This is a genomic window from Pseudoalteromonas sp. M8, from assembly GCF_018141365.1.
GTDB lineage: Bacteria > Pseudomonadota > Gammaproteobacteria > Enterobacterales > Alteromonadaceae > Pseudoalteromonas.
This window is the reverse complement of sequence record NZ_CP047240.1, coordinates 854747-872234: the sequence shown is the minus strand read 5'-3', so window position 1 is coordinate 872234 and position 17488 is coordinate 854747. Positions and strand designations below refer to the sequence as shown.

Genomic DNA, 17488 nt, shown 5'->3' with positions numbered 1-17488 from the left:
CTTCCTAGCTCATTGGATTATCGCGTTCAACTGGCCACTTAGTTGTTTAAGTTCTGTTGTGGGAGAGGGGTCGGTAGCGATTGGTTGCAAGATTGATAGCTGACCTTGCTCCATTCGGATCACCTTATCAGCGATTTTGAAGTACCTGTCATCGTGGCTTATAACTACTACGGCTTTATTTGCTGACTTTAATTGCGGAAGAATTTCCGTATAAAATATTTCTTTAAACTCGGGGTCTTGATCGGCTGCCCATTCATCAAAAAGGTATAAGCTTTTATCTTCAAGGACACTAACCAAAAGTGCTAATCTCTTTCTCTGCCCATCCGATAACGAAGTCGTTGAAAATGCGTTATCTACAACCTTCACTTTTTCATTAAGATCCAATGCACGAAGCAATTGAGTAATTCTTTCCGGATCCACTTTCAAACCAAAAAGACGCTTAAATAAGTGATAATCAGAGTAAATGGCTGCAACTTCTTCACGGCAACTAGCTAGGCTTTCCATTGTTACTTTTGTGTCACCAAAGTAAATATCGCCTTCTGTTGCTTGATAATGCAGTGTCATCAATTTACTCAGCGTGGATTTCCCAGAACCATTCCCTCCGACAATAAAAACAACCTCACCTTTGCGAATTTCGAAACTCAACGGTCCTACTTTAAATCCGGGTTTATCATCAACACTCAAATATCGAAAACTTACGTCATCAAAACGAATACTTTGCCATTCTGGAAGTGGAGAAATTTTCTCGATAAATTGCTCTTCGGGTAATGTTTCTAGCAGGGTGTTAACTTTCCTAACTGAGACTTTAGCAATCGCAATCTGGGGAATAGCGTTCAAAATCACCGATACTGGACCTGCGATATACAACAACACCATCACTACACCAATCAACTCAGATGAAGATATTTGGTGATAATTGACAAAGACAAAGCTGATCATTCCAATCACCATAAAACTCAAAATATCACCGTAATTCACAGCAACTCGCAGTACGCTTTGCGCTATTTTATCGGAGGCTAGGATATGGCTTTCTTGCTGATGCAATGCATAATCAAAGTAATCGTCACTTTTGGCTCTGTTTAGTTTGAGCTCCTTCGCACCATTAATAATACCGCGGATACCTTCTTGTAAATTATCAACGTGCTTGCGGGACTTTGTTATATATACTCGGCTCACATACATGGGTAATTGATAAGTCACCACACCAAATACAATGCAGTAAGCGACAAACAGAAAAACATCTCTATTGAGATAGTAGAGAAAGATCATCATGCCCAGTAGCGTTACACCATTTGTTAATAAATCAGGTAGCACTCTCGCTCCCATCACGATCCTCTGAACATCCGTCGTTAGCGCTGCAATCAATTTAGCTGAACCTACTTTTTCCAACGCCACTATTGGTGCTTTACGGATGCGATCGTACATGTCCTTACGCATCTGCGTCGTGACCTCAAGCGCAACACGAGTCAGTAATACTTGTGAAAGTGAACGTGTTACAAAAATAAGGGCACATAAAATAGCAAACGCAATTGCAAATTTGGCACTGCTTACCTGCCAACCAAAGAGTTCTAATTGATCTGACTCTGTTGCCAACCCTCCCAACGACGGCTGAAGCGCTTTTAGGACCAATGGAATAAGAAGTGAATAAGCGATGCCCGCCAGCGCTCCGAGAAAGATGGCACAAAATACCTTGTTAGGCGCCTTTTTTGTAAATACATCAAACAGCTTCATAGTTATCCTTAGTTAGACTAATGCCAAGAAAATAGCGTCGTTTTTCATTTCCATGACGTGCCTAATCACCCGCAATCAATTCAACGTAAGCAAGCTGCGATGGTTCTGCATCAAACCTTTCGAACTCTACTCGACTAAACTTCATAACCATGTCATCGTAATGTTCACTGATCGGATTGCCAGACTGTCCAGTTGAGTTCATGTAGAAGTGCTGCTCAGGATCGCCCATCACTATGATTTGCCTCATACCAGCACCAAAGTTTTGCACAAACCCTTGTGATTTGTCGTAATATGAGGCTGCAACATTGACCGAATGTATTGAGCCGCCAGCAGGAGCCCTGCGCTCAAATAAGCCATCCAATACTCTTATATGACTAAAGGGAGTATGAGCATATTCAGTATGTTGCAACTCTCCCCAATTCCATCCAGCAATGTCTTCACCTAGTTGATTTGATAACACCTGCAAGGCTTTTTTAAACGCTTTATTTATAAGTTGTTGACAATTATCACTAGAGGAGTTTGTTGCACTATCCACACACCATTGCGGATGCTGCAGCAACTCAACAACAGTCGTCAGCGGTAAAGTAGATGCAATGTCCTGCAAAATATCTAGCTGCCCTTGCTGATTCCAAAAGCCAGCCAGCTCGTCCTTTAATAGCAACTTTCTTATCTCACGCTGCCACACAATAAAAATGCTTGGCGCCTGACTATCCGCTGACATATTGCCGGTCCAACTTTTCAGCAGCTCTAGCGCTTGACGTTGATGCTCATTCTGCGGTTGAATTTGCTGCGCCAGCGGCAGCAATTTTTTCACTTCAAGATCTAATGTGTCCCCTTGTATGCTCATCATGTCCTTTGCTGTGAGCAGCCTTTCTGGATTTTTTATTAAATCGCTAATCCGCTGACTGCGATAGCTAGGGGCAAATGCATGACTGATAAAATATGGATAAGAATCAAATAACAAACCATCATTGGCTGACACGATAATGCCACTTTCCGGGTTATATAGCTTAGGCATTTGTTGATACGGAATATAGCCAGCCCAATCGGTATTAACCCGACCAGCAGGCAAGGGGATTACCCCTTCACCAACAGCCCTTATAGGTATGCGTCCTGCTCCAGCGTAACCAATATTCCCTTCGGTATCGGCATAAAGCATATTCAGTGCTGGCGCGACTAAAAAGCTGAGGGCATTTTCAAATGATGACCAATTGTTGGCATAGTTAAGCTTAAAAAAAGCCTCATAAGACGTATCATCAGGGTCTAATCCCGTCCACTTTAGGGAAACAGGGTGCATCATTGACTGCTTGATATCACTGATCAAGGGACCACGCTCAGTAGTTCGAACATTGATTTTTACTGGCTTTATACGTTTATTCAGTAATTCTGGAGTGTCAGCTCTAACCTCTATGATCTCAATTCGCTCACTAAGTGGTTGCCATGAACTCCCAGACTCATATAAGCCTTTTTGGTTAATGTTTAAAGTTTCGAAATATAGGTCTTGCACATCAGCCATCATATTAGTCCCCCCCAGCTGATATGATCGTTTTGACCAAAAATAATCAACGGGGTACCAACCAAGCCCATTCCTTTAGCTGATAGATGCTCACCTTGTTGCGAAAGTGCATACCAATATGAGGGGATTTGCAGTCCTAAGTGCGGATCATTTGCCAGAATAGGCATATTATCTTTGCTATGCTTGCCACTTATAACCCACGCATTACTACCAACATATTGACCACCAAAGTTAAATTGTTTTTGTAACTGCGAGTTACGTCGCATCACATTTTCAAGTGCGACTAAAGTAGGTTGTTGATTAAATTCGGAGTATTGAGCAATACTAAACTTACTGGTGATGTCACCAAATAACTGAGTAAGTTGCTTTTCTGGCAAAGACTGAGCGGCAATATAGTTTCGAATCTCATCATTCATATTGCCAGCCAAATTTAGCGCAAACATTTTAACCCAAGCAATAGTATCTATTTCTTGCCATTGCTGTGGTTTTATATCTAGTAAAGTAAACTCAGCTGGATAAACAGTCTGTTGCGCAATCCAATAGTTAATCCCAGCAACATACGCTGTAACTGACTTTTTAGCTTCAGGAGAGAGGTTTTGCCAAGCTTGCTCTGCAGCGCCATAAATTCCAAGGCTTCGTATCCAAATGTCACTTCCTAGAGCATCTCGACCGAGTACTTCGCTCAAGCGTCCTTGAGCCATGCGTTTTTGAAGTTCAAGCTGCCACATTCTATCTTGAGCATGGACAACCCCTGTTGCAAAGAAAATATCTTGATCATCACTACCGTCGAGATAAACAACGCCATTTTGGTCACGATAAACTTTTACATTAGCGCTCAACCATGGAGCCTTTAGCTGCCCTTTGAGTGGCGGGAGGCTTGCCTGAAGATGGTTAACTCCGTATATCAGAATAACGAGTAAAGGTAGTAAGACCACTAAAATTACTCTTGAAATCAATGGGTAACTCTTAAACACGAGCGAACTAATCCTTTTTTATTATAATTTATTTCTAGCACCTGTACTGCTAAACCCAACAACCCCTAAGATCCCCTGAACTCCCAGTGACGACTGCCTCCAGTCACTCGGGCTGTTAAAACGAAATCGTGTTCATGAATGAGCGAGACTTAATCTGTTGAAATTGGCTAAGTCGCTGACTAGGGTAAAATATAACCACAATCAAACTTAACCTTTAGAAAACACAAAATCAACTAAGAAAACAAAAAAATAACACTTGCAACCATTCGTGAAACAAAACAAACTAATGGCTAATTTTTCATCTGTTTTAACATCAGCTTTATAAGTAAAGGAAAAACAGCTAGAGGGTATGTGGTCTTGCCAGTAGTGGTCTACTTCATAAAGCATGTAACCCAAGATGTTAATCGCGAGATATATCAATTCCGGAACAAAAAATTGCAAATGTATCGAAAGTGGGACTTTTGCCTGCTGTAAGTAAAGTCTTTTAAAAATACATAACCAATTGATTCCAATTGACAAATAAAACAAAAGTAGAAGTTGGTATTAAATCTGCTAACCAAGCTTACATCAGAAGATATACGGTAGAGTTCATGGATATAACTATTAATAAAAAGAGTAAGAAAAACGTCAGCAAAAAAATGTGGTTAATTATCACAGCCAGTGCAATGGTCATTATTGTGTTTTATTTATTCTTTAATAGCGGATACTCCAACGCTTCTTATATAGCCAATAATCGTAGTTTACTTTTTGCTAACGTTCAGCAAGGCCAATTCACTATTAACGTGAGAGGCTATGGTGCATTAGTCCCTAAAGAGATCCATTGGATTTCTACTGATATTAACGGCAGAGTTAAACAACTGTGGGTTAAACCTGGAGATAGCGTAAAGCGTGGTGACATTTTAGTTTCTTTGCAAAACCCCCAGTTAATACAAAAAAAGGAAGAAACCACATGGGAGCTCGAGGCATTGATTGCCGAGAAAAAGGCTGAACGCGTGGCATTAGAATCGCAATTATTCCAACTCAAAACAACGCTCCTGGAGACCGATGCCGAGTTTGAATCCACCAAACTGGTACTGGATGCCCAAGAAGCCCTTATAAAAGCTGGTAACTCAACTATTTCAGCACTTGACCACTCGAAAACTAAATTGACCATGAAAAACATTGAGCTGCGTCAAAACTTACAAGCTCAGCAATATAAAAAAATGGAAGAGAATCTCGAAGCTCATATTGCTGGTGCTAAAGCGCGCTTAAATAAAATGCGAAAGACATTACAACAAGTTCAAGGTCAAGTCGACGCATTAGATATAGTGGCGACCTCCGATGGTGTTGTACAAGAGATGGAGCTGGAACTCGGGCAACAATTGACTAGTGGCGATGGCGTAGCCAAGATAGCCCGCTTAAATGACTTTCAGGCCGAGTTAAAAGTACAAGAGCTTCAAGTACAAAATATTCAACAAGGACAAAAAGTAAAAATAGACACAAGGACTTCGACAGTTAATGGAGTTGTTGAACGGATCGATCCCAATGTTGTTGAAGGAACAGTTAAAGTGGAAGTCAATTTGCAAGGAGAACTTCCACCTGAGGCTCGACCAGACTTAAGTGTCGAAGGGACTATTGCGATCGCAGATAAAAAGGACACTCTATTTGTTAAACGCCCAGTATTTGCCTCAGAAAATACACAAGCATATGTCTATCGTGTAGATAACAATTCAAAAACAGCCCAGCGCGTTAAAGTTGAGTTTGGCCAAGTATCAACAAACACCGTTGAAATACTGTCTGGGCTCAAAGCAGGTGACAGAATTATCATTTCAGACCAATCTGCTTGGGAGCAGCATGCGGAAATTATCCTCAATTAGGGAAGCCTTATGACAAATAAAACAATTATTCAACTGGACAATATCGAGAAAAAATTCTCAACGGAAGATGTTGAAACTTATGCATTAAGCCAGATCAGTCTCACTATTAACTCTGGCGATTATATTGCAATTACAGGCCCTTCTGGTTGTGGTAAATCGACACTGCTATCGCTCATTGGCTTACTTGATGTGCCGTCAGCAGGTCAATACGTACTAAGTGGGCATGATGTCAGCCAAATCAGTCGAGATGAGCGAGCCGCCATCCGTAATGAGCATATTGGATTTGTATTTCAGTCTTTTAATTTAATTAGCGATATGACTGTTGAGGAAAATATTGCTCTACCACTAAGTTATCGAAACAACATCGACCAAAAACAGATTAGTCATCTTATTGACTTCGCACTAGAAAAGGTTGATATGCAACATCGCCGTAAGCATTTCCCAAGTCAGCTATCAGGGGGCCAGCAGCAACGTGTTGCCATTGCCCGAGCGATTGCAGGAAAGCCAGCTTTAATTTTAGCTGATGAACCAACTGGTAATCTTGATTCTAAAAACACTGATGCGGTTTTAGAATTACTAAAAAAGTTACACAATGAAGGTACGACGATTGTTATGGTGACACATGACCCGCGCTCAGCTGGACAAGCCAACCGCCAAGTTGAGATGTTTGATGGTAAAATCGTTGCGGATCAAGTCGTAAGCGCAAAAAACTCTGCCGCTTAAGGTGTGCACTATGAATTATTTATTAGATATAAAATACGCTTTTCGACTTTTGGCAAAGTCTCCGCTTTTTACTATTTTGACAACCATCGTATTGGCTGGCGGTCTTGCGGTCAGTATATTCAGCTACTCTTTTTTGCATACCTTCGTCTTTTCTGATTTACCATTACCCGAAGGCGAGTCGATAGTGAAGCTACAAGCGACAGAACAGGGCTATGACCGTATGTTTGATGCCGTTGACTTTGCTGCCATTCGGCCACAAATATCAACGCTAAGTGAATATGGCATGTATTATTCAACTTCAGTGCTGTTGGATATTAATGGTCAAGCTCAGTCTCACAATGCTACTTTTAGTGAATGGAACTTGTTCCAATTCTCCCGCGTCCAACCGCTAATGGGTCGAGCTTTTAGACCTGATGACAGCTCCCCCCGGTCAGAAAAAGTTGCCGTGATAGGCTATGACCTTTGGCAAAGTAAGTTCTTCGGCACGCCGGATATTCTTGACTCCACAATTAAAATCAATGGTAAAAATACCCGAGTCGTTGGCGTTATGCCTCAGGGATATGGTTTCCCTGTTGCTTCAAAATTATGGCTGCCGATTCCTGAGCCCTTGTTTACGACTCAAAATAGGGATCAAGTTTATGTAGATGTATACGCTCGGATAAAACCCGATATAGCACAAAACGTTGCCAATGACACACTATCTCGCATCGCCAAAAACACTTATGAGATGCGTCGTCAAAATAGTGATACTGCAATCGATGACATTTACATCACGACTTTTCAAGCCGCGCAAACCAATGGCGCTGATGGTATTATCGTTTTCACCATTCTAAACATAGTCACCGGATTTATTTTTCTGCTAGCAGCAATTAATGTGGGGAATCTACTGTTAGCCCGCATGAATGCAAGAACCAAAGAGATATCTATCCGAGTCGCCCTTGGTGCGCCGCAGAAACGGCTTATCGTCCAAATGATGTGGGAAAGTATTATTATCTGCGTAGCTGGTGGCGTTATTGCTTTACTTTTATCAGGCTGGGCACTGCAACAAGTTAATCAGTTTTGGATTAACATGAATCTAGCTGATGGATTGGCCTATTGGTGGCACTGGGGACTTGACCTGAATACTATCTTTGCGACTATCATCTTCATTTTTGTCGCTATTATCATGACGGGTGTATTACCTGCGCTACATGTAACAGGTGGCGACTTCAACGCCATTTTGCGAGGTGGTACCAGAGGCGCGGCTAGCAGCAAAGGAAACAAAGTTACTAGAATGCTACTCACTACCGAAATTACTGTTGTTACGGTATTAATGTACCTAGGTATTGTCTCTAGTTTTTTTGCCAATCAGCTGATCAATTTAGATATTGGCTTAAACACCAAAAACATCTTGTCTGCCCAAGTTTCTCTGCCAGCAGAACGTTACGACTCCCACCCTCGCCGCAATGCACTCTACCAAAATATCGCATCTAGGCTACAGCAACAGTCAAGTGTGTCTGATGCAGTTGTCACTACTAGCTTTGGTAAAAATACCTTCATGCAACAAGGTATAAAATACCAGCTGGAGCAAGATAAACCACAAGCTGTGATTAGAAGTGTATCAGGCAACATTCAATTCACAGGTGTCCAGCTACTCACAGGCCGCTATATAGATTCAAGGGACCAAGGGAACACCATGCCTGCAGCAATGATCAGTAAAACTTTAGCACAGACTTATTGGCCTGAAGGATCGGCCATAGGTAAACAACTTAAAATAAGTGACGAAGTAGAAACAGCTAGTACTTGGGCAACAATTGTCGGCGTAGTTTCAGATCGTGTTGAAGGCACTCCAGTTAGCGATCCTAAAAATCTAATGACAATTTATCGTCCAATAAGTCAACTAGATAGCGGTAATATCAATATAGAATACAAGTTTATTGGTTCAGAGCAACAAGCTCGCTCAGTGATTTATGAAACGCTATACGCAATAGACTCAGAAGTACGTATCAGTGCACTTAAAAGTATGGAAGAATTACTCGTAATGCTAAGGGATCTCACTCACTCTGCAACCCAACTATTTTTGAAATGCGGCTTATTTGCCTTGGCATTGGGAGTGACAGGTATTTATGGCCTCACGGCCAATTCAGTTACCCAACGCCAACATGAAATTGGGATCCGCAGGGCATTAGGTGCAAACGATCAAAACATCATCCGCTGGCTCGTTAAACTCGGAGCAAGACCGATGTTAAAGGGTCTAAGTATTGGTTTAGTTTTGTCAGCCATACTCAGCTTTGCCACTTGGCAGATCATCGCGTTAGATATCTATCTCTACGCGATTAGCGCCATGGTTGTAATTGTAATAACAAGCACGGCTGTGTTAAGCGCCATTTACCTTCCTGCGCGCCGCTCAATTCAATTAGAGCCGAGTGAAACACTGCGCTGTGAAGACTGATGTAGCAAACCTCCTAGCTGACGATCTTTGTCAGCTAGGTCCTAAAATCAGACCCTAAGGAGAAGGAAATGTTTACAACTACTGTCATACGCGTCGGCTTTACAGCACTTGTTATGCTCTGCGCGACGTCGCAAGCACAACAACCCGCCCCACAAACCACTTCGCTTGAATCGGCATTTTACAATCGACAATATGAGCAAGTCGCTGAAGCATTAGCGGCCCAAAAAAACAAAGATCTTAACTCGGAAATAATGGCTGTATCCGTTGCAGTAGCACAAGATAGCGACGATAAAGAAGCGATGCTAAATGCCTTGATCAAGCGGCATCCAGAAAATGCCGAAGTGCATTTTGTAGCTGGCGAATTATGGTATCAAATTAAGGAGCAATCGAACCTCTTTAATAAACTTGGTCTAGTGGAAAAATCTAATAAGCATTCAATTAGAGCTGCTGAGTTAGCACCAAACAATCCTAAATATTTAGTTGCTGCTGCAAAAGCTTTAGCTATTGAAAGCGGCTTTTGGGACTCAGAAAAGAAAGCATCGAAAGCCATCGTCGAACGACTGAAAGACATGGATAAACATTATTATTATTTGGCTCTCATGGATTACCTTCAAAACACTCAAAATGAAAGCCTCGCGTTACAAACTGTAGATTTTGTGAATCAACACTACCCTCATGATATTGCCTTAGTAAACCGAGCCGCTAATTTGCTTTGGACTTTTTCGGCCAAAGAACAAGCACAGAATCTGTTCGCTAAAGGGTGCCAAATTAATAATGTAGCCACTGGGTTGTTACCTACTTGGCGAGACACTTGTGTGTCTGCCGCTTATTTAGCATTACAGGAACACGGGGATAAGCAATTAGCAGTTGATGCCATGGAGCGCTTAATAAGCAAAGAACAAGTAGAAGATGAGCAGCACATAGAATACTTAATGCTGTTGGGTGAGCTAAGTCGAGCCGTAAAGGACAACAATAAAGCTAAAAGTGCTTATCAACAAGCGCTAACACTTAGCAATGACAGTTCAACAAAGCGAGATATTCGCCGTGCACTCGATAAAGTAAGCCAATAAGCGACATTAGTAATATAGAGAAGGTAAAAATTGACTTGAAAAAACACAAGTAATTCAGCAAGATGGAGTTATTGCTATTATTTATCCTAGCAAAGGTCATGAGTAAAGATTAAATTTTTATAATGTAAATCATATAGATAAAGATTTTTTCCTTGATACACATGATACCTCGAAGCAGCAAGCGTAATGTTTGTGAAGCAGTTGTTGTTGTAATATCAAATTACCGTTTTAATATAGCAGGCGTTAAATACTAATAACGCCGCTTCAGCTAAGCAAATATATGATATAGATAGTCTTACGGGTTGCATTGTCACCACCAGAGGAGTAGTAAAATGACAAAAATGGCAAGATATGCTCTACGAATTGCTGCCTGTTAATTAGGAAATCACGATGAGTGAATCGATTCTTGTAGCAGATGATAATCCAGACATCATCACCTCTGTACAACTACTGCTTGCTGAGTTTGACTATCAGGTATTCAGTGCTACTACCCCAACAGAGCTACTTAATGCACTGGAAACAAAGCACTTCGATCTAATACTCATGGACCTTAATTATCACTTAGACAGCACCTCAGGTATGGAAGGTCTAGAGTTATTAGCTAATATTCGAGCCAAATGGGACATCCCCGTAATAGTCATGACCGGATGGGCTACTGTAGAGTTAGCAATAACGGCTCTACAACAAGGTGCTAATGATTTTATCCAAAAACCTTGGCAGAACGAACACCTCGCAAACAGCATTAAAACCCAATTAGCCTTAAGCGATAGCCAAAGGTTAAGCAAAAAACTAAGTGCTGAAAACAATCAGTTACGTACGCAACTCAGTAATAATCACTGCACTCTAATCGCAGACTCACCTGCGATGCAGAAATTAATTGCAGAAATAGATCGATTACGAGAAAGCCAATCTAGCATTTTACTTACCGGTGAAAACGGCACAGGAAAAACGCTACTCGCTCGCTATATACATAATGACTCACAACGAAGTCAGCAGCCTTTTATCTCCGTAAATATGGGAGCTATCGCTGATGGTGTGTTTGAAAGTGAATTTTTTGGCCATAAAAAAGGAGCGTTTACAGGAGCAATTACTAGTCGAGAAGGTCTTGTCAAACAGGCTCAATGTGGCACATTATTTTTAGATGAAATAGGGAACACTCCCCTTTCTCAACAAGCTAAAATACTTAGCGTGATTGAAGAGAAAATGTATACACCGGTTGGGAGCACACAGGTATATCACGCTGACGTCAGAGTCATTAGCGCCACTAATATGGATTTAGTCAGAGCGATAATGGAAGGAACATTTCGCCAAGATCTATTTTATCGTCTAAACACTATCGAACTTCGTGTACCGTCACTTAGGGAGCGTTTGGAAGATATTCCTCTTTTAGTAGATCATATGTTAGATAAGCTCATCGCTGAGTATAGCTTCGCACCAATAAGGCTTACGAATTGCGCCATGGAGAAACTTAAAGCACATTCATGGCCAGGCAATATTCGAGAACTTAACCATTGTATTGAACGGGCAGTATTTATGTGTCAAAACGGTGTCATAGATGCACATCAGTTGCACTTAGTTACTGAGCCTGCAGCTACAACAGCAAACGCTGCGGTTACCGCAGCGGTACCATTAAATCTGACTTTGGATGAACTCGAACGACAAGCCATCATCGAAAGACTTGAACATTATGCAGGAAATGTGAAAAAGACAGCAGCATCATTAGGCCTTAGCCGAAGCGGCTACTATCGTAGAATTGAAAAGTACAACCTTTAAAACATAGCAGCTTTGACCTTGTCTACCACACTTAAAACCACAACTGGAATGCTCATAGTATTGAGTTTAGCCTTTTGTTATTTATTAAGCTTACTATCGGTATCTAAATATATCATAGCGTTGACAGGGCTATTTCTACTTCCAGCCTGCCTGTTTTTAACTAACCACATAAAAGCGAGCTATTACAACCAAACTAGAAACATTGCTGTATTACTAGAAGCACTGGTGGACGAAGACTACAACATACGGTCAGCCATCCGTGCTGAAGATGATGAGATGCTAGAAATAAAACAGCTCCTCAATACACTTTCACAAAGGCTAGCACAACAAAATGTTGCCATAAAAGAAAGCCAACTTTTACTGGAAAAAGTGATCACTCACATTGATGTAGGAATAATTGCCACGGATGTTAACTACGACATAACCTTTGCAAACCCCGCAGCTAATGAGCTACTAGGCCTTCAATCGTCACAACAAGGCGCAAACTTAAGCTGCACTACAATCCCTGTAGAACAAGTTACAAGACAGCCACAAAGCTTTACCATTAAAGATGGTGCTGTTAGTAAAACCTATCGAATTGCGGTAGTAAAATACATTCATCATCAGCAGCTCAACTATCTATTTTTTATCAGCGACGTACAATGGTTATTAATAGATAAAGAGCGAGAGAGTTGGCAACGCTTACATCGAGTACTCAGTCATGAAGTTAACAATAGTTTAGCTCCGATCTCTTCTATTAGTGCCACGTTACTGAAACAGCTTCAGAAACTAGAAAGTGCTACACCGGCTCTTGAGCAGGGTCTTACGGTGATCCATAATCGCTCAACTTCGCTCTACAAATTTATTAGCAACTTTCAGAAAATTAGTAAGCTACCTCAACCTAATAAGCAACCGCTCGACATCTGTGAACTTATCGAAAAATGTATTTTACTATTTCCCGATAGCAAAATATCACTACTAAATCCAACGAAATGCCAGCTATATGCTGATCCACACCAATTAGAACAAGTCTTTGTGAATCTTTTAAAAAACGCTCAAGAAGCCATGAGTACAACAACAGGAGAGATTACCATTGAGTTTGAACAAAGCGACAAATATTGCAGTATAAAGATAATTGATGAGGGTGTCGGCATTAGTAATACTGACAACCTCTTTATTCCGTTTTTTTCTACCAAAGTGTCTGGCAGCGGTATAGGTCTAGTGTTTAGCCGGCAAATACTTTTCAACCATTTAGGTGATTTACAAATTCAAAATAGAAACGATAAAAAAGGAGCTGTTGCAATAGTTTCTCTTCCAAGGTTGCAATCGTAACAATTGCTACAGCGTTATATTACTATTTTTAGGTATACACCTTATTGCAGTAGATGAATCATTCATAAACAAAATATCCATCAATTAGCGGGATCGTTCTTGTATTTTTGTAACAAACAAAATAAAGTAATAACGATTTGCATTTAAATTAGTAACGGATGTACGTAGTTGTGCCTACCTCACACACAAAAGCTTTGCGACAGCAAACCCCAGACGTCGCGTCCTTAAGTTCATGTTTCCTTGTTATTGCTATTCATATCGGAGGCATTGCTTTTGCGTGGACAACTACCTCAATACCGGAGCCAATGGAAATATCTTCTCAGCACTCTAGCATTAAGGGCAAGTTTATCAACTTACCATCCCAAACAGAGGTAACGACAGTTCAACAGCCTGAACCTATTGTAGAACCTGAACCTATTGTAGAACCTGAACCTGTTGTAGAGCCTGAACCTGTTGTGGAGCCTGAGCCTGTTGTAGAGCCTGAGCCTGTTGTAGAGCCTGAACCTGTTGTAGAGCCTGAACCTGTTGTAGAGCCTGAACCTGTTGTAGAGCCTGAACCTGTTGTAGAGCCTGAACCTGTTGTAGAGCCTGAACCTGTTGTAGAGCCTGAACCTGTCGTAGAGTCTGAACCTGTTGTAGAGCCTGAACCTATTGTAGAGCCTGAACCTATTGTAGAGCCTGAACCTATTGTAGAGCCTGAACCTATTGTAGAGCCAGCCCCAGTCAGCTCCACTGTTCAATCAGAACAAAGTGATGTTAGTAACACGACAGAGACGGCCACTACTTCTCAGGATCCGAGTTTACCGCCTGGGCTTGTATTACCGCACATGAGCGACGCTAATGCATTAAACAACCCGGCACCTATTTACCCAAGATTATCCCGTAAATTTAAAGAACAAGGGACAGTCTTATTAAAAATTTATATTGAAGCGAACGGCAGCGTCTCTGAGATAGAAATACATGAGTCGAGTGGCCACGGTCGCCTAGATCAGTCTGCAAAAGCAACTGTAAAACACTGGCAATACCAACCGGCAACTCAAGACGGACAAGCGATCGGTTATTGGTACCTACAGCCTGTCAATTTTGCATTAAATTAAATAAGGAACAGTCATGGAGAACCCATACGGAATCGCCGCCATGTGGGCACAAAGCGATATCGTCATTAAAGCAGTAGCGTTTAGTCTGCTGTTTATGTCAATCGCAACTTGGTGCGTCATATTAATTAAAGGCATTAAGCTTTATAAATTAAAACAGCCACTTGTTGGCTCTAAGCAGTTTTGGCACGCACAAGATGTGCAGTCAGGTATTTTATTGCTCGAAACTCCAACGGGCCAAGCGACGCCCTTTAGTTCACTGGTCAACGAAGGCATGCATGCCAAGGCGCATCATGAGCAACACAAAGAAGATTTGCATGGTAATTTACCTATCGCAGAATGGTTAACTGCCAGCTTACGAACTTCTATTGACGAAAGTAAATCGGAACTACAGAGTAACTTAGCGATACTCGCTTCCATTGGTGCCACTGCTCCTTTTATCGGCTTGTTTGGCACGGTATGGGGAATTTACCATGCCCTGATAAGCATTGGCGTTAGTGGCCAAGCAAGTATCGACAAAGTAGCTGGTCCTGTGGGTGAAGCATTAATTATGACTGCTTTTGGCCTTGCCGTCGCTATCCCCGCAGTACTGGGGTACAACGCACTCACTCGGGGAAACAAACGCGTTGTAAACCGCCTGAACCACTTTGCTCACGAATTACACGCATTCTTACTGATGGGCTCTGCACCAAGTGCAAACGCTAAGCGCCCAGTATTTAAATCGGTCGGAGGTAAATAATGGCGTTTGGCCAAGGATTTGAAGATGACGAAGAGGTCATGGCTGAAATAAACATGACACCACTTGTGGATGTGATGCTGGTATTGCTGATCATTTTTATTATCACCATGCCTGTGATCACTCAGTCCATTGAAGTAGAGCTGCCCAAAGCAGCCTTGCAAGAAACCAGCGCAGAGATATTGCCCGACAGCGTTTCTTTGATAGTACAAGCGAATGGTGATATTCAATGGCAGCAGCAAGCCATTACGCTCGCGCAACTTCAACAACGTTTAGTGGAAGTTGCCGCACAATCACCGCAGCCTCCGATCCAATTACAAGGGGCTGCCAAAGTTCCCTATGAAAAAATAGTCGAGGTTATGGCACTGGCACAACAATCAGGCGTTAACTCACTGAACTTTGTGACGCAAACCAAGTAATAAAAACCAAGATAGCGCTAAGCGGGGTGTCGCCTTGTTATAGCGCTATGAAGATAGATAAATAGACAGAACTTAGCTTTTTTAACACAGTGCAACGGGCAGAGATTAGGCACTAAACGACGAAGGATCTCGTTAGACAGTTTAAATACGAATTAATTTCATAAATATTTAAATAAATTAAATTCTCACTCGTCTAATCCAAAACATAATTTTAGTTGAGCTTCTGATAGTCATACCAATTCGCTTAATTAAGTGATCTATTTTGAGGCGAGAAAATCTTGTCGATAACAAGGCGAAAATTTTGCTATTTAGTTGTTCTAAATGAGAAATTTTTAACGCGGTTAGCGTCAGATTTGCTCCTTCAAATTGAGCAAGTATTAAGACTAATTGGTATTAATAGTGCCCTGTCGGTCTTGACGCTCAGCAGGCCCTAGGACAATAGCAGTAGCTAACCGTAACTGTGAGGATTAAGTATGAACAACACATCTCGCTTTTCATTAGTAGGTATTGGCTTCGGACCTTCTAATATTGCACTAGCAATCGCACTTCGCGAGCAAGGTCTAACAGATTGGGCTAACCATGCCTTGTTTATGGAACGTCAGCCGGAGTTTTCATGGCATAAAAATATGATGCTCGAAAACACGCACATGCAAATTTCCTTTTTGAAAGACCTTGTCACTATTCGTAATCCTAAAAGTGAATTTACGTTTATTAACTATTTACACCAAAAAAATCGCTTAGCAGACTTTATCAACCTTCAAACATTTTTCCCAAGCCGACATGAGTTTAACGACTACTTAGCATGGGCGGCTTCGCATTTTAAAGATCAAACCAGCTATGGCGAAACAGTATTTGATGTCCAACCGATTTTAGAAAACGAGCAAGTTGTTGCGCTACAAGTGCATTCCAGAGGTGTTGATGGCAGTGAAAAAGTCGTTGAAACAGATAACCTAGTCGTCAGTATTGGTGGTGGTGGATATATACCAAAACAATTTAGAAAACTGGCGGGCGACACCCGCGTATTCCACAGTAATGATTACAAAGTTGCTATTGAAGCAAATAACACAGCTAAGAAAATTGCCGTCATTGGCGCAGGCCAAAGTGCCGCCGAAATATTTATGGATTTACACGGCCGCGCAGATGATAACCAAGTCGATTTTGTTATTCGTGCAAACTCTATTAAGCCATCGGACGACAGTCCATTTGTAAATGAAATCTTCAATGCAGAATATACTGATAAGGTTTTCTCCAAATCCGATATCGAACGCGAAGCCTTCTTAAAAGAATACCGCCAGACCAACTACGCCTGTCCTGACTTACCCCTTATCGAACAAATTTACGGCGTATTTTACGAACAAAAAGTACGCAGCCACTATCGCCATCGCTTCCTTTCTAGCACAGAAGTCGCAGCGGTTGACGCGGACGAAAACGGTATTCATCTAACCCTCACAAACCGCAAAACTGGCGACACTAAAGTGTGTAGCTACGATGCGGTGGTGTTGGCAACAGGCTATGTACGAGATCAGCACAAAACGCTATTGGCGCCTTTATCAAAATACTTAGGTGACTTTACTGTGGGACGCGACTACCGCATTCAAAGCACGGAAGACTTTAAACCGAATATTTTCTTGCAAGGCGCATGCGAAAGCTCCCATGGACTAAGCGACACTTTATTATCAATTTTGGCAGTCCGTAGCCAAGAAATTGGCGAGGTACTTAAACAACTAAAACAAACATCAACGCCTCAAGTTACTGATAACACGGCGCTAGTGGACTAGCCTCGAACTAAAACGGGTGATTGAGAAAAGCTCTGCTCAATCACCAAATAATTAAATCTGCTTCTCAAAAATAATA

The 17488-nt window shown here is 41.6% G+C and carries 11 protein-coding genes and 1 pseudogene; 10 read left to right on the top strand and 2 right to left on the bottom strand.

The window, feature by feature from the left end; all coding sequences use genetic code 11:
* Positions 1-9: 9 nt before the first annotated feature.
* A complete protein-coding gene (locus GSF13_RS08915) occupies positions 10-1731 on the bottom strand; it encodes a cyclic peptide export ABC transporter (RefSeq protein ID WP_174170297.1) in 1722 nt (573 codons plus the stop codon).
* Positions 1732-1792: 61 nt separating this feature from the next.
* Positions 1793-4182 (bottom strand): annotated as a pseudogene (locus GSF13_RS24665) (penicillin acylase family protein).
* 629 nt (positions 4183-4811) lie between these two features.
* On the opposite strand from GSF13_RS24665, the gene GSF13_RS08900 reads away from it, so the two are divergent.
* The 10 genes from GSF13_RS08900 (at position 4812) to GSF13_RS08850 (ending at position 17412) form a co-directional block, all read left to right on the top strand.
* Positions 4812-6077 carry an HlyD family efflux transporter periplasmic adaptor subunit gene (locus tag GSF13_RS08900; protein ID WP_102056211.1) on the top strand — a complete coding sequence of 422 codons (1266 nt, stop codon included), beginning with the start codon at positions 4812-4814 and terminating at the stop codon, positions 6075-6077.
* A 9-nt stretch (positions 6078-6086) separates the two neighbouring features.
* Positions 6087-6800 (top strand): ABC transporter ATP-binding protein, encoded by a 714-nt coding sequence (locus GSF13_RS08895; protein WP_206471356.1) that lies wholly within the window; start codon positions 6087-6089, stop codon positions 6798-6800.
* A gap of 10 nt (positions 6801-6810) precedes the next feature.
* Positions 6811-9231, top strand: coding sequence for an ABC transporter permease (locus GSF13_RS08890; protein WP_211867954.1), 2421 nt, complete (start codon positions 6811-6813; stop codon positions 9229-9231).
* 68 nt (positions 9232-9299) lie between these two features.
* Positions 9300-10301: a hypothetical protein gene (locus tag GSF13_RS08885; protein ID WP_174170299.1), complete on the top strand. Its 1002-nt coding sequence runs from the start codon at positions 9300-9302 to the stop codon at positions 10299-10301.
* A 390-nt stretch (positions 10302-10691) separates the two neighbouring features.
* Positions 10692-12074, top strand: a complete 1383-nt coding sequence (locus GSF13_RS08880; RefSeq protein WP_211867952.1) for a sigma-54 dependent transcriptional regulator — start codon at positions 10692-10694, stop codon at positions 12072-12074.
* A gap of 18 nt (positions 12075-12092) precedes the next feature.
* Positions 12093-13385 carry an ATP-binding protein gene (locus tag GSF13_RS08875; RefSeq protein ID WP_102056207.1) on the top strand — a complete coding sequence of 431 codons (1293 nt, stop codon included), beginning with the start codon at positions 12093-12095 and terminating at the stop codon, positions 13383-13385.
* Between the two features lie 305 nt (positions 13386-13690).
* Positions 13691-14482 (top strand): energy transducer TonB, encoded by a 792-nt coding sequence (locus GSF13_RS24660; RefSeq protein WP_249122756.1) that lies wholly within the window; start codon positions 13691-13693, stop codon positions 14480-14482.
* Between the two features lie 13 nt (positions 14483-14495).
* Positions 14496-15218 (top strand): MotA/TolQ/ExbB proton channel family protein, encoded by a 723-nt coding sequence (locus tag GSF13_RS08860; protein ID WP_211867948.1) that lies wholly within the window; start codon positions 14496-14498, stop codon positions 15216-15218.
* Complete coding sequence (locus GSF13_RS08855; RefSeq protein WP_128726730.1) at positions 15218-15634, top strand: biopolymer transporter ExbD; 417 nt, start codon at positions 15218-15220, stop codon at positions 15632-15634. The genes GSF13_RS08860 and GSF13_RS08855 overlap by 1 nt, the downstream gene beginning before the upstream one ends.
* Positions 15635-16107: 473 nt before the next feature.
* Complete coding sequence (locus GSF13_RS08850; protein ID WP_010607670.1) at positions 16108-17412, top strand: lysine N(6)-hydroxylase/L-ornithine N(5)-oxygenase family protein; 1305 nt, start codon at positions 16108-16110, stop codon at positions 17410-17412.
* Positions 17413-17488 lie beyond the last annotated feature (76 nt).

Coding starts and splice junctions, on each gene's coding strand:
- GSF13_RS08915 (WP_174170297.1), bottom strand. CDS start 1,731: ATGAAGCTGTTTGATGTATTTACAAAAAAGGCGCCTAACAAGGTATTT.
- GSF13_RS08900 (WP_102056211.1), top strand. CDS start 4,812: ATGGATATAACTATTAATAAAAAGAGTAAGAAAAACGTCAGCAAAAAA.
- GSF13_RS08895 (WP_206471356.1), top strand. CDS start 6,087: ATGACAAATAAAACAATTATTCAACTGGACAATATCGAGAAAAAATTC.
- GSF13_RS08890 (WP_211867954.1), top strand. CDS start 6,811: ATGAATTATTTATTAGATATAAAATACGCTTTTCGACTTTTGGCAAAG.
- GSF13_RS08885 (WP_174170299.1), top strand. CDS start 9,300: ATGTTTACAACTACTGTCATACGCGTCGGCTTTACAGCACTTGTTATG.
- GSF13_RS08880 (WP_211867952.1), top strand. CDS start 10,692: ATGAGTGAATCGATTCTTGTAGCAGATGATAATCCAGACATCATCACC.
- GSF13_RS24660 (WP_249122756.1), top strand. CDS start 13,691: ATGGAAATATCTTCTCAGCACTCTAGCATTAAGGGCAAGTTTATCAAC.
- GSF13_RS08860 (WP_211867948.1), top strand. CDS start 14,496: ATGGAGAACCCATACGGAATCGCCGCCATGTGGGCACAAAGCGATATC.
- GSF13_RS08855 (WP_128726730.1), top strand. CDS start 15,218: ATGGCGTTTGGCCAAGGATTTGAAGATGACGAAGAGGTCATGGCTGAA.
- GSF13_RS08850 (WP_010607670.1), top strand. CDS start 16,108: ATGAACAACACATCTCGCTTTTCATTAGTAGGTATTGGCTTCGGACCT.